The organism is Streptomyces anandii JCM 4720 (genome assembly GCF_014650655.1).
Taxonomy (GTDB): Bacteria; Actinomycetota; Actinomycetes; order Streptomycetales; family Streptomycetaceae; genus Streptomyces; species Streptomyces anandii.
Map to the genome: position 1 here is coordinate 127,793 of NZ_BMVJ01000014.1, position 13,252 is coordinate 141,044.

At 72.0% G+C, this 13,252-nt stretch carries 11 protein-coding genes and 1 pseudogene; 5 read left to right on the forward strand and 7 right to left on the reverse strand.

Annotated elements, in window-relative coordinates:
- Together IE249_RS24195 and IE249_RS24200 are read left to right on the forward strand one after the other, a co-directional pair.
- Positions 1 to 849: proline racemase family protein (locus IE249_RS24195; protein ID WP_229859178.1), on the forward strand; the 849-nt coding region annotated here is incomplete at its 5' end.
- Positions 846 to 1,778 carry an ornithine cyclodeaminase family protein gene (locus IE249_RS24200; RefSeq protein ID WP_189707825.1) on the forward strand — a complete coding sequence of 311 codons (933 nt, stop codon included), beginning with the start codon at positions 846 to 848 and terminating at the stop codon, positions 1,776 to 1,778. The genes IE249_RS24195 and IE249_RS24200, both read left to right, overlap by 4 nt.
- Before the next feature lie 216 nt (positions 1,779 to 1,994).
- On the opposite strand, the gene IE249_RS24205 is transcribed toward IE249_RS24200, so the two are convergent.
- The 5 genes from IE249_RS24205 to IE249_RS24225 are packed head-to-tail and all read right to left on the reverse strand — an operon-like array spanning position 1,995 to position 7,807.
- On the reverse strand, positions 1,995 to 3,008 hold the full coding sequence (locus tag IE249_RS24205) for an ABC transporter ATP-binding protein (RefSeq protein ID WP_189707827.1): 1,014 nt from the start codon (positions 3,006 to 3,008) through the stop codon (positions 1,995 to 1,997).
- Positions 3,005 to 4,063 carry an ABC transporter ATP-binding protein gene (locus tag IE249_RS24210; RefSeq protein WP_189707830.1) on the reverse strand — a complete coding sequence of 353 codons (1,059 nt, stop codon included), beginning with the start codon at positions 4,061 to 4,063 and terminating at the stop codon, positions 3,005 to 3,007. Before IE249_RS24210 ends, IE249_RS24205 begins: the two co-directional genes overlap by 4 nt.
- A gap of 2 nt (positions 4,064 to 4,065) precedes the next feature.
- Positions 4,066 to 5,052: an ABC transporter permease gene (locus tag IE249_RS24215; RefSeq protein ID WP_189707832.1), complete on the reverse strand. Its 987-nt coding sequence runs from the start codon at positions 5,050 to 5,052 to the stop codon at positions 4,066 to 4,068.
- Positions 5,049 to 6,035, reverse strand: a complete 987-nt coding sequence (locus IE249_RS24220) for an ABC transporter permease (protein ID WP_189707833.1) — start codon at positions 6,033 to 6,035, stop codon at positions 5,049 to 5,051. The genes IE249_RS24215 and IE249_RS24220 overlap by 4 nt, the downstream gene beginning before the upstream one ends.
- Positions 6,036 to 6,064: 29 nt before the next feature.
- Positions 6,065 to 7,807, reverse strand: coding sequence for an ABC transporter substrate-binding protein (locus IE249_RS24225; protein ID WP_189707835.1), 1,743 nt, complete (start codon positions 7,805 to 7,807; stop codon positions 6,065 to 6,067).
- A gap of 353 nt (positions 7,808 to 8,160) precedes the next feature.
- Between IE249_RS24225 and IE249_RS24230 the strand changes: the two are divergent.
- Together IE249_RS24230 and IE249_RS24235 are read left to right on the forward strand one after the other, a co-directional pair.
- Positions 8,161 to 8,898 (forward strand): annotated as a pseudogene (locus tag IE249_RS24230) (alpha/beta hydrolase family protein).
- A 275-nt stretch (positions 8,899 to 9,173) separates the two neighbouring features.
- A complete protein-coding gene (locus tag IE249_RS24235) occupies positions 9,174 to 10,079 on the forward strand; it encodes a universal stress protein (RefSeq protein WP_189707837.1) in 906 nt (301 codons plus the stop codon).
- A 43-nt stretch (positions 10,080 to 10,122) separates the two neighbouring features.
- Here the strand turns inward: IE249_RS24235 and IE249_RS24240 are convergent, their stop codons facing one another.
- Entirely contained in the window at positions 10,123 to 12,243 is a 2,121-nt protein-coding gene (locus IE249_RS24240) for a biotin/lipoyl-containing protein (RefSeq protein ID WP_189707839.1), read from the reverse strand.
- Between the two features lie 205 nt (positions 12,244 to 12,448).
- Here IE249_RS24240 and IE249_RS24245 point away from each other — a divergent pair, with 205 nt between their 5' ends.
- Complete coding sequence (locus IE249_RS24245; RefSeq protein ID WP_189707840.1) at positions 12,449 to 12,655, forward strand: hypothetical protein; 207 nt, start codon at positions 12,449 to 12,451, stop codon at positions 12,653 to 12,655.
- Positions 12,656 to 12,704: 49 nt separating this feature from the next.
- Here the strand turns inward: IE249_RS24245 and IE249_RS24250 are convergent, their stop codons facing one another.
- Complete coding sequence (locus tag IE249_RS24250) at positions 12,705 to 13,229, reverse strand: PadR family transcriptional regulator (protein ID WP_189707842.1); 525 nt, start codon at positions 13,227 to 13,229, stop codon at positions 12,705 to 12,707.
- Positions 13,230 to 13,252: the final 23 nt, after the last annotated feature.

Genomic DNA, 13,252 nt, shown 5'->3' on the forward strand with positions numbered 1-13,252 from the left:
ATGTACGGCGGCTTCCTCGTCCCGCCGGACGACGACGGCGCTCACCTGGGCGTCCTGTTCTGGCACAAGGACGGCTTCTCCACGGCCTGCGGTCACGGCACGATCGCCCTCGGCGCGTGGGCCGTCGCCTCGGGCCGGGTGGCCGCCCCCGCCGACGGGGTGACGGACGTCGTGGTCGACGTCCCCTCCGGCCGCGTGACGGCGAGCGTCCGCACCGGCGGCGGCCGCATCGAGGACGTCACGTTCACCAACGTCGCCGCGTACGTCCATGCCCGCGGCGTCGAAGTGGCGACCTCGCTCGGCACGGTCACCGTCGACATCGCCTTCGGCGGCGCGACGTACGCCGTGCTGCCCGCCGCGGCGGCCGGTCTCCGGGTCCGGCCGCGCGACGTCGCACAACTCATCGGCGTGGCGCGGGAGATCCGCGACGAGCTCAACGCCTCGCGCGTCGCCGACCACCCGGCCGACGCCCGGCTGTCCGGGATCTACGGCACGGTCTTCACCGAGGAGGTGAGTCCGCCACGGTCGCGCGCCGACGGCGGCCGGGTGCTGCACCAGCGCAACATCACGGTGTTCGCCGACGGCGCCGTCGACCGCTCCCCGTGCGGCTCGGGCACGTCGGCCAGGGCCGCGCTGCTCGCCGACGCCGGGGAGTTGGGCCCCGGCGACGAGTTGCGGCACGAGTCGGTGGTGGGCTCCGTCTTCCGCGCACGGATCACGCGGGAGACCACGGCCCACGGCAAGCACGCGGTGATCACGGCGGTGACGGGCACGGCCCACGCGGTGGGGACGTGCCGGTTCACCGTCGACCCCCGCGACGCCCTCCTTCCCGGGTTCGTGCTGCGATGAGCGTGGTCCTCGACGCCCGGGACGTCGTCGCGCTCGGCCCGGTCGCCGCCGTGGGCGCGATCCGCGACGCACTGGCCCGGGGACTCGACCCGGACACCGAAGCGCCGCGTGCCGTCCTTCCGCTGGCCCGCGGTCAAGGGCTGCTCATGCCCTCGGAGGCGGGCGGCTGGTACGGAGTGAAGGTCGCCACCGTCGCCCCCGGCAACCCCGCGCGCGGCCTGCCACGCATCGACGCCACCTACCTCCTGCACGACAGCGAGACGCTGACCTGCGCCGCGATCCTCGACGGGGTCGCCCTGACGACCCTGCGCACGCCCGCGGTCGCGGTCGCCGCCTGCCTGAGCCGGCTGCGGGCTCTCGCGGGCTCCTCGCCCGGCGGGCTGCGGCTCGTGGTCTTCGGCGCGGGCCCGCAGGGCGAGGGACACGTACGCACCATCCGGGCGCACGTACCGGTCGCCGAGGTCACCGCCGTCACCCGGCGCGGCGGTGCGCCTCCGGCCTGGGCGGACCGTCATCTGGCGGCCGGCGACCCCGTGCTGGCCGGTCGTGTCCGCGCCGCGGACGTCGTCGTCACGGCGACCTCGGCCCGCGAACCGGTCGTGGAGGGGCGCCTGGTGCGTGACACGGCGGTCGTGCTCGCCGTGGGCTCCCACGAGCCGGCCGCCCGCGAGCTCGACGGCGCGCTCATGGCACGTGCGACGGTCGTCGTCGAGAGCCGCGAGGTCGCGCTCCGCGAGGCCGGTGACGTCGTCCTCGCGGTGAAGGAGGAGGGGCTCGACCCGGACTCGCTGATGACGATGGCCGGACTGCCGCGCTCGGAAGCCACCGTCCCCGCCGACCGTCCCCTGGTCGTCAAGACCACCGGAATGGCCTGGGAGGACCTGGCGGTGGCCGTCGCCGTCTACCGGCAGGGCGGCAGGAAGGTCTGAGCTACGGCGCACGGCCGCGGCCCGGCGTACCGCCGTCGCCCTGGAAGGCCCCGTGGTGACCGATCCCGGCAGGGGGCGTGGTCACCGTCACCGACGTCGAGGCCTGGCCTCTTGAGAGGAGCCCCCGTCGGCCCATGAGGCCGCCGGGGGCTTGGTCCCGTCCGCAAGAGGGCCGCCCTGGTGAGCCGGGGCACGCCGACGCGAGCGGTGCCGGCCTCAGGGGCTGTCGGGGAAATGGCAGGCCGCCTGGCGGGTCGGGGAGCCCACCGTTTCCAGTTCGGGCCGCTGGGTGCGGCAGATGTCCTGGGCCTTCGCGCACCGCGGGTGGAAGGCGCAGCCGCTGGGCGGGGACGCCGGGCTGGGCGGGTCGCCCAGGAGGAGGATGCGTTCGCGGCGGCGCTCGGCGACGGGGTCGGGCAGCGGTACGGCGGACAGCAGCGCCCGGGTGTAGGGGTGGGCCGGTGTCTCGTAGACCTCGCGCTTGCCGCCGATCTCGACGATGCGGCCGAGGTACATCACCGCCACCCGGTCGCAGATCCGTCTGACGACCGACAGGTCGTGGGCGATGAACAGCAGCGCCAGGCCGAGTTCGTCCTGGAGCCGTTCCAGCAGGTTGACGATCTGCGCCTGTACGGAGACGTCGAGCGCGGAGACGGGTTCGTCGGCCACGACCAGCCGGGGTCCGGTGGCCAGTGCGCGGGCGATGCCGATGCGCTGCGCCTGGCCGCCGGAGAACTCGTGTGGATGCCGGTCCAGGTGTTCCTGGCCGAGCCCCACGAGGTCCAGCAACTCGCCCGCCTTCAGGCGTGCGTCCCGCGCGGAGTCACCCTGGACCAGAAGGGGTTCGGAGATGATGCGGGCGACGGTCTGCCGGGGGTTGAGGGAGGCGTACGGGTCCTGGAAGATCATTTGCAGGTGCCGGCGCGTCGGTCTGAGCCGGCGCTGGGGGAGGTGGGTGATGTCCTGGTCGTCGAAGGCGATGGTGCCCGCGGTCGGTTCCAGCAGCCGTACGAGCATCCGGCCGGTGGTGGACTTGCCGCATCCGGACTCGCCGACCAGGCCCAGTGTCTCGCCCGCCGCGAGGTCGAACCCGACCCCGTCCACGGCCCGTACCGGGGCGGCGGGCCGGCCCAGGCGGCGCCGTCCGGGAAATGTCTTGGCCAGGTCACGTACGGACAGCAGGGCGGTGCCCGGGCGTGCCGTGGTGGCCGGGGCGGTCGGCGGGGTCATCGGGTCTCCTCGGCCGTGAGCGGGGCGCCGCTTCCGGACGTACCGGAGGGCAGCAGGGGCAGGTGGCAGGCGACGAGCCGGCCGGTGCCGTGGCCGACCGGCTCGGGCCGCTCGCCGGCGCAGCGGGCGCGGACGCCGGCGTCGGCGCCCGCCGCCCGGGAGCAGCGGGGAGCGAAGGGGCATCCGGGGATCGGGGCGGCGAGCGAGGGCGGGCTGCCCGGGATCGCGCGCAGGGGCGCGTCGTCGGGGTCGTCCAGCCGTGGCAGCGAGTCGAGCAGGCCGCGGGTGTAGGGGTGGGCCGGCTGCCGGAACAGGTCGTCGACCGGGGCCTGTTCGGCGGCTCGTCCGCCGTACATGACGAGCACCTCGTGGGCGACGCGGGCGACCACGCCGAGGTCGTGGGTGATCATCAGAACGCCGAGCCGCCGCTGTTCCTGGAGCCGGGCGATGAGTTCCAGGATCTGGGCCTGCACGGTGACGTCGAGGGCGGTGGTGGGCTCGTCGGCGATGAGCAGGTCCGGCTCGCACGACAACGCCATCGCGATGACCGCCCGTTGGCGCATGCCGCCGGAGAACTGGTGCGGGAACTCCCCGGCCCTGCGGGCGGGTTCGGGGATGCCGACCTCGCCGAGCATGTCCACGGCCTGCCGGTGGGCGGCCCGGCGGCCGGCGCCGAAGTGGCGGCGGTGCGCCTCGGCGATCTGCTCCCCGACCGTGTAGGCCGGGTGCAGCGCGGACAGCGGGTCCTGGAAGACCATGGCCATGCGGCGGCCGCGCACCCTGCTGAGCTGCTGGTCGCTCAGGCCGAGCAGTTCCCGCCCGGCCAGCGCGATCGATCCGCTGACCCGGGCCCGCCGGTGCAGGCCCATGACGGCCAGGGAGGTGACCGACTTGCCGGAGCCGGACTCGCCGACCAGCCCCAGCGTGCGGCCGGCTCCGACGGTGAAGGAGATCCCGTCGACCGCGCGGACGGTTCCGGCGGGGGTGTCGAACTGGACGCGCAGGTCCCGCACGCTCAGCAGGGGTGTGTCGGAAGGGGCGGTGATGGGCGGCACGTTCAGTTCCTCACCCTCGGGTCGACGACCGCGTAGAGCAGGTCGATGACGACGTTGGCCAGCACGATGAAGAAGGCGGCCAGCAGCGTGACCCCGAGCACGACGGGCTGGTCGGAGCGTTGCAGCGCGTCGTAGAAGAGCCGGCCCACCCCGGGGATGCCGAAGATGGACTCGGTGATGACGGCTCCGGCGAGCAGCGCGCCGAGATCCATGCCGAAGATGGTGAGCACCGGCATGAGGGCGGAGCGCAGGCCGTGTTTGACCACCACCACCCGCCGGGGCATTCCCTTCGCGCGGGCGGTGCGGATGAAGGGCTGCGCCATGGCCTCGATCATCGAACTGCGGCTCTGGCGCGCGTACATGGCCGCGTAGAGCAGGGCCAGCGCGGTCCACGGCAGCAGCAGGTTCTCCGCCCATCCCGCCGGGTCGTCGGTGAGCGGTGTGTAGGTGGGGTACGGCAGGAGCCCGCCGATCCGGACGACGCCGTAGAGGAGCATCACGGCGGTGAAGTAGACGGGCAGCGAGGCCGTGGCCACGGCGCCGACCATGAGGGTCCGGTCGAGCAGGCCGCCCTTCTTCAGGGCGGCGGTCACGCCGGCGCCCAGCCCCAGCACCAGCCACATGCAGGCCGCGCCGACGGCGAGCGAGGCGGAGACCGGCAGCCGGTCCATGAGCAGGTCCCACACCGGCAGGGCGTTGTCGTAGGAGTAGCCCAGGCACGGGAAGCCGCAGTGCAGGGCGTGCGGTCCGCTGCCGAGGTCGCGCCCGGCGAAGATGCCCACGAGGTAGTCGCCGAACTGGCGCCACACCGGCTGGTCGAGGCCCATGTAGTGGCGCACCTCGGCCAGCCGCTGCGGGCTGCACGTCTTCCCGCAGGCGGCCGAGGCCGGGTCGGCGGGCAGCAGGTAGAAGATGACGAAGGTGACGGCGCAGATCGCGAGCAGCACACCGGCCACGCCGAGGCATCTGCGCACCAGGTACGCGATCACGGGCGGCCTCCGTGGGGGTCGAGGATGTCGCGCAGGGCGTCGCCGAGCACGGTGAAGGCCAGCACGGCGGTGAAGAGGAAGGCGCTGGGGATGAGGAAGAACATCGGATCCGTGTCGTAGTAGCTGACGGCCTCGGCGATCATCTGGCCCCAGGAGGAGGTGGGCGGGCGCACGCCCACGCCCAGGAAGCTCAGGGCCGCCTCCGTGCTGATCATGCCGGGCACGAGGAGGGTGGTGTACGCGATGACCGGCCCGGAGATGTTGGGCAGGACCTCCCGGGTGAGGATGCGCCACGGGCCGGAGCCGCCGACGCGGGCCGCCTCGACGTACTCGCGGTGGCGCAGGGAGAGGGCCTCGCCGCGCACCACGCGGGCGATGCCGGGCCAGCCGAAGACCCCGATGACGGCGGTCATCAGCAGGACCCGGTTGACGTCCTGGGCCACGGACATCATGGCGATCATGAAGATCAGCGAGGGGAAGGACATGGTCAGGTCCATCACCCGGCTCAGCACGGTGTCGACGCGGCCGCCGAAGTAGCCGGCCGCGAGGCCCGCGGCGGTGCCCACCACGACGACGATGGCGGTGGCGGCGAACGCGATCAGCAGGGAGACCTGTGCTCCGTGCACCACGCGTGCGAACAGGTCGCGGCCGGTGGCCGGTTCGACGCCCAGCCAGTGTTCGGCGCTGATGCCGCCGAGCGGTCCACGGGGCATTCCGCCGAGGTAGGGGTCGATGGCGTGGCTGTCGAACTCGGTGGGCGACCAGCCGCCGAGGCGGCTGAGCAGCGGTGCGGTGAGGGCGGTCAGGACCAGCAGCGCGGCGGCGGCCAGGGCGAGCCTGCTGCCCCGGTCGCGCCACAGTTTGCGCCAGGTCGCCCGCCAGAGGCTCTCGGGCAGCGGCGAGGGGGCGCCGGACCGCGTGGAGGCCGGCGAGACCTGCGGGGTCTGCGGAGTCTGCGGGTTCTGCTTCGGGATGGTGGTCATCGGATGCGTCCCGGGTCGGCGGTTCGTCCTCAGCCCCGGCTCTTCGCCGGGTCCTTCAGGCCGATCACGGCGAAGTCGAACTGCCCCGTCCAGACCGGGTGTCCGAAGGCCCCGGCGATGTTGTCACCGGCCAGCAGCGGTTTGCGCGGCCAGAGCAGGGGCACGGCGGGGGACTTGCGCTGGATGGTCGGGTCGAGGTCGATCCACGCCTGGTTGGCCCGGCCGGCGTCGGACATCGCGGCGATCTCGTCCATCCGCTTCTCCACCGCCTTGTCGCGGAACTGGGAGATGTTGCCCTGGTTGCCCTTCTCCCTGATGGTCCGGCCGTCGAACACGAAGGGCAGGAAGGTGGAGCCGGAGGGGTAGTCGGGGCACCAGCCGCTGATGGCCATGTCGGGCGCGTGCTCGGTGTCGCCGATCGTGTCGTAGTAGACCGACGGGTCCACGGTCTGTATCCGGAGCCGGACGCCGACCCGGGACAGGCTCTGCTGGAGCGCCTCGGCGCGGGTCTTGTCGCCCGTGGACACGGTGATCGTGGCGGCGAAGCCGCTGGGCCTGCCGCCCTCGGCGAGCAGCTTCCTGGCCTTCTCCACGTCGCCCGTGGCCGACCGTCCGTAAATGAAGTCGGCGCGGCGGACGCCGGTCAGGGACGGTGGGAGGTAGCCGGTGGCGATGTCGTTGAGGGCGGGGCCGCCGTTCGCGGTGACCTGCGCCGACTTGTCCACGGCGTACTGCATCGCCTGACGCAGTTTCAGGTTGTCGAAGGGGGCGCGGGAGGTGTTCAGCGCGAGCATGTCCGTGCAGCCTGTCTGCTCGGCGGCCAGCCGCTTCTTGACCTCCGGCCGGGGCAGCACCTTCGCGATGCTGGCGGGGTCCATGTCGGACCACTCGACCGCGGAGGCGTCCGCCCCGGAACTGGCGATGATCCGGTCGTCGATCTGGCCGCGCTTCAGGCCCTGCTGCACCACGATGCGGTCCGGATAGGCCTTGCGCACCTGGTCCGTCGCCGGGTCCCAGTGCGGGTTGCGCACCAGCACCAGCTTCTTGCCCCGCTCGTAGGTGTCGATCCGGTACGGCCCGGAGGAGAAGGGGCGCAGGTCGTACTGGACGCCCTTCTCCCGGGAGGCGGGCACGGGGGAGAAGGTGGGCAGGGTGACCGTGTAGGAGAACTCGGCGACCGGCCTGCGCAGTCGGAAGACGATGGTGCGGTCGTCCGGCGTCCTGATCGAGTCCAGGTGCTTGCCCTGCAGGGGACCGGTGTAGCCCTCGGCGCCGGCCAGGTACCGCTGGGCGTAGTCGGGGCCTCCGGCCAGGTCCGGGGCGAAGGAGCGCTCGACGTTGTACTTGACGTCCTGGGCCCTGATCGGGGTGCCGTCCTCGTACTTCAGCCCCGGCTTCAGCGTGAAGGTCCAGGTGCGGCCGCCGTCGGAGGGTCTTCCGAGGTCGGTGGCGAGGTCGGGGACGATCTCGCTGCCGGCCTTGCCCGGTGCGGACTTGAACGTGGTCAGCGTGCGGTAGAGCAGCCGGGAGCCGAAGTCCATGGTCGGCATGACCCAGTTGCGGGCCGGGTCCAGGTGCGCGAAGTCCTGGTCGGACAGCACGGTGAGGGTGCCGCCCTTCTTCGGGGTGCCGCCGATGACCGTGCCGGTGGAGACACCTGGACGATGCTTCTCCGAGCCGTCGTCGTCCGCGTGTCCTGTGCAGGCGCCCAGCAGGGCGAGGGCGAGCGAGGCGCCCAACGTTGCGGACAGAGCGCGGGTCTGACGGGACATCAGCCACTCCTTCTCGGGACCGGGAGCGCGGTCGGGCTCCGGTGCGGTGTGACCCGTAACATAGTAATGTGAAATTGCACTAACAACCCCCGCGGCGTCTCTTTACCGAGCTGTGTCCCACGGCCCGGCTCTTGTCCGCCGCCGCACGAGGAGCCCCCAAGTCGTGCAGTGCGCGCGGTAATCCGGTTGGCGGCCCGGTGCGACCGCTGCTACGTTTCCGCCAGGCCGTGCTGGAGAAGGAGGAGGTGGTACCCGTGAACGCAGTATCGACATGGGTGCTCCCCTCCGGGGTCACGGTCGGGCGGTAGGTCGTCCGGGAGCGCCGTATCCGAGCACTCCCGAAAGGCACGACCATGCACTTCACTTCTGAGCGGCGTCTCGACGACGGTGTCCTCGAGCGCCGGTTCACCCTCGGCGACATCCCCGGCATCCTGTGGACGCCCGCGTCCGCGTCCGCATCGGAGCCGGCGCCGCTGATCCTGCTCGGCCACCCCGGCGGGCTGGACAAGATGTACCCCCGGCTCGCGGGACGGGCCCGCTGCTCCGCGGCGGACGGCTTCGCCGCGGCCACCATCGAGCTCCCCGGGAGCGGGGACCGGCCCCGTTGAGCCGCGCTCGAACAGGCCCGCGCCGACATGCGCCGGGCCATCGAGGCCGGCCAACCGGTCGGCGACGAGATCGTCGACGCCCTCGTCCTCCCGCTGGTCGAGGAGTCGGTCCCGGAATGGCGGGCCGCCCTGGACGCCCTCCTGTCGCTGCCCGGGATCGGCGGCCCGGTCGGGTACTCGGGCGGAGTGATCTCCATCGGGATCCGGATGGCGGTGGCCGAGCCGCGCATCTCGGCCGCCATCCTGTTCGCCGGGAGCTTCGTACCGCGCGCCGTCCTCGAAGAGGCCCGGCAGGTGACCATCCCGCTCCACGTCCTGCTCCAGTGGGACGACGAGGGCAACGACCGGCAGGCGGCGCTGGACCTGTTCGACGCGTTCGGCTCCAAGGAGAAGACCCTGCAGGCCAACATGGGCGGGCACACCGGCGTCCCGCAGTTCGCCGGAGAGGCCGCAGCGCAGTTCCTCACCCGCCACCTGAAGTAGAACCCGGCCGCCGGGCCACCAGCAGCCGGTGAGCCGCGTGAATCACGGGCCCCTGCCGACTGTCGCGGGGGCCCGTGCTGGTGCTCGCGCCGGCATCCGTGGTCGAGGCCGGCCGGGCACCGGCCAGGGATCCGCAGGGGGTCCAGAGGGCCCCGATGGGGCCGGGTGGTCCCTACCGGCGCCGGACGCGTAGTCGGACGCTGGTGGGGAGAGCCGCCTCGGACTGTCCAGGGCTGCCCCGGGCTGTCTCGGGCTGTCCCCGGGAGGAGGAGACCATGTCACGGACGATCACCGTGGGCGTCGACGACTCGCCCGAGAGCCGGGCCGCGGCCGACTGGGCGGCGCGTGAAGCGCGGCTGCGCCGCCTGCCGCTGAAGGTCGTGCACGTGCGGGAGCCGACGCCCCGGCGCCTGGCCCAGACCCCGCTGCTGGACCTCGAGGGCTATCAGCGCTGGGCGGGGCGGCTGACCCGCGACTTCGCTCAGGACGCCCTGGCACGGCACCCCGGGATCGAGGTGGTCACCGAGCAGCTCACGGGAAACGTGGCCGACGAACTGTGCGCGGCGGCGGGCTCCGCCGAGATGATCGTGCTGGGCTCGCGGGGTCTGAGCGGGCTGCGGGGCTTCATGGTCGGCTCCGTGAGCCAGGGCGTCGTGGCCCGCGCGGAGCGTCCGGTCGTGCTGGTGAGGGCGGGGCAGCAGGCGGCCGGCGCACAGCGGACGGATACGGGGGGCCTGCCGTCCACGGAGACGCCCTCGCGGCCCGTCGTGCTCGGCCTGGACATGGAACACCCGGACGACACGCTGCTGGGGTTCGCCTTCGACGCCGCCGCCTTCCGCAAGGCAGCCCTGCGCGTCGTCCACGCCTGGCCCGACCCGGCGACCTCCTACCACCAGTTCCCCGGCGGCGTCGAAGTTCATGACACGTTCGAGACCGGGCAGGCCGTCCTCCTGGGCAAGGTGCTGCGTCCCTGGCGGCAGAAGTTCCCGGACGTGGAGGTCATCGAGGCGAGCAGGTGCGGAAGCCCTCAGCAGGTCCTCGTCGACAGCGCCGGGGACGCCTCCCTGGTCGTCGTCGGCCGGCGCATCCGCACCGGCGCGTTCACAGGCCACATCGGGCACGTCGCCCACTCCGCCCTGCACCACATCGCCGCCCCCGTCGCGATCGTCGCCCACAACTGACCCTCGGCTGACCCCGGCCGGCCTCCGGCGACCGAGACGTCCGTCAAGGCGCACCGCGCCGCTCACCGCGGACGCCCTCGACGGAGTGGATGAGCGCGAGCGGCTTCCCGAACGCGACCGTGTGGCCCTCCGCCACGAGGATTTCGACCATTCCGGGGGCTTGAGCCCGCACCACGAAGTCCGCGACATCGGTCTCGACGGCCAGCAACTCGTCGTCCTGGTGGACGAGTTCCCCGTCTGCCGCATACCAGCGTGCGACTACCGCCTCCTGGACGTACTCGCTGACCGCGGGCATCGTCACGGTGAAGGAACGGTGGACCCTGATATGCGCGAGGACGGTGCCGATCGGCACGGTCTCATCGGGCCGGACCCTCAGCCCGGTCAATATGCCCGTCGCCGGTGCGGGAAGTTCCGTGTCGACCTTGTCCGTGGACACCTCCAACAGTGGTTCGTCCTCCACGACGGGGTCGCCCTCCTGCTTGAGCCAGCGAATCAGAGTGGCTTCCCGCGTTTCCTGGCCCAGGGCCGGCAAGTGCACGGGGACATAGGGGCCTCGACGCGTCGGAGTCCCGTGCCCGTTCGCGGTGTCGGCTGTTCGCAGTGCCGGTGGGTCGGGCTGGACGTAGCCGAGCACCGAGCGGGCTGACGCGGTTTCACCAGACGCGGCGACGATCTCCGTGAGCGTGCCGGTGGCCGGCGCGGGGAGCACGAGGTCGGCGTTCCGCGCGGCGACCTTCAGCAGGGGCTCGTTGTACGTGACCCGGTCGCCCTTCCTCTTCAGCCAGGTGACGGGAGGCTCCGCCTCGGCCCCGTCACCGAGCGGCGGCAGCCTGACGGCCAGGGGCTCCGGGTCGGCGCGGATGTGCGCCAGGGCCGCCCCCACTCCGAGTAAGTCGTCAAGAGCGGCTGTGCCCGGCAGTATGACGCCGGCCACCGGTGCCGGTACCTCTATGTCGATCTTGTCCGTCGACACCTCGACCAGAGGTTCGTCGTACGCGACATGATCGCCTGGTTCCTTCAGCCAGCGTGTGACGACGGCCTCGGTCACGCTTTCGCCGAGATCCGGCACGGTCACCGCGATCACGCTTGACACGCCGCCGGTTCGTCCGCCCGGGCCGGGCGCGGGGACGGGCAGCAGCACGGCATCCGGCGGCGGTACGGGCAGGCCTTCTCCAGCATTGTCCGACGAATAGTCCAGCCCGTCCGCACTGCTCGGAGAGTTGTCCGCCTCCAGGCCGAGATTGTCCCGGGCCTCGCGCATCAGGCGTGCGCTCTCGGCGTTGATGGAGTGAGCCTTGGCCAGTGCCTCGCTGACATCACGGAGGAAGAACTCGTCCGGATCGGCCAAGTCGGCGTCACGCACCGGCTGGTGGGCCGGCTCCCGGTCCGCGTCCGACGAGGCCGTGCGGTGGTGGTCCAGCCGCTGCTGAAGCCGCTCCGCCCGGCGTTCGGCTTCGTCCCGCACGCGCAGAGCCTCGTCCCGCTCCGCCTCGGCCTGCCGCTTCTCCTCCTCGACCTGCGTCAACTGCGTTTGCGCGGCGTCGAGTTTCGACAGCACACGCTGATGTTCCCGGGCGTCGACACCTGCCTCGCCCGTATAGCCGTCCGCCCGGCGTCGGAGATCCGCCACTTTCAGCTGCAGGTCGTTGAACATCCGCAGGAGGATCATGATCAGCGCGTTGCTCCGGCTCAGTGTCTCATCGGCGCGGCTTTTGGCTTCCCGCGCCCGCAGGAGCTCTTCTTGCGCCTCGATGGTGCGTTGCTGGTTGAGCACCACGTACGACTGGTCGGAGGCGGAGGGCGAGGCGCCGGTCAGCCGTCCGCGCTGGACAGAGGGCGTGCTCCGCTGCTGAGAGCGCCTCCAGAGATCACGTACCAGCTCGAGCCGGGGGCCGGCCACGTGATGGTCGGGTGAGCACACGTCGACCACCGCCTCCGCGAAGGCGAGGTCGAGGTTCTTGCCGCTCAGCCGGGTCGCGGCGGTCGCCCGGCTCGGGATCGCGCCCGAGAAGTGGTCCTCGGTGAACCGGGCCACCAACTGCGCGATGGTGAGGCCGGCCTCCCGCGTCCAGTCGCGAAGGTGCGAAGCCAGGGTTCTGACCTCGTCGCTCGACCCCTGGAAGAACTCGCCGTACGGACGGCCCCTGCCCTGGTTGTCCGGCACGCTCACCCCACCCGATGAAGAACTGAACCACGACGCGCGACGCCGGGTCTGTCTTACTTGTCCAACAGACAAGGAGACAAACTGGATCGAGCCGTCCCACCGGATACATCGTGGATCGCGCCGCGGCTCGCAAGGAAGAGCCGCAGCAGCCTCCGCGCTCTGTGCCGCGGCAGGTTCCCGGCACATCTCAGCGGGGAGGACCCTCATGACTCGCGGCCCGAAGTCCGGCCGGACCGCTCTCGGCGATCTCGTGGCCTTTCTCGGCGTACTGTGCGCAGGCGTCGTCCTGATCTGCGTCGGGCACGTCTCGCCGCAGGCTCTCGCCGGCGTGTGCGTCGCACTGGGAAGCCTGTACGCCGCTTGGGTGCACCGCTCGCGGCAGCAGGGACGATCGGGGAAGGAGGAGGAGTAGTTCAGCGGATGCCGCGGAGGCGAGGACCGTACGGGCCGCTGGACCTCGTTCAGCTCTCCAGACTGGTGATCGCCTCCTGCAGCCACTTCCTCTCCTCGGTTCCCGTGGCGCGGGCGATGCGCAGCATGCCCTGGCGGAACAGGTCCGGTGCCTCCTCGGCCCGTACGGGTTCGTCGTCGCGGTAGAAGAAGCTCGACGGGGTGTCGAGGAACGCCTGGCGGCGGCGCAGCACGGCGGCCTGGTCGGCGGGGTCCGGAAGGTGGCGCAAGAAGGCGAGCAGCGTGAAGAAGCGCTGTCCGTCGGTGATCTCCACGTCCTTGGGGTTCCTCAGGCGGGCCAGCAGATCGCTGCGGCCGGCCTCGGTGAGGGACAGGATGCGGCGGTGTGCGGCACCGCTGCCGGGCTCGGTGCGCTGCTCGATCGAACCCGCCTTCACCAGGCGGGTGATGGCCGGGTAGAGCGCGCCGTCGCTCACCGGACGGATGTGGCCGTGCAGGGCCTGGATGCGGGCCTTCAACTCGTAGCCGTGCAGGGGCTCTTCGTAGAGGAAGCCCAGTATCGACAGCTCCAGCATGCGCCGTCCTCCCGCTCGCGTCC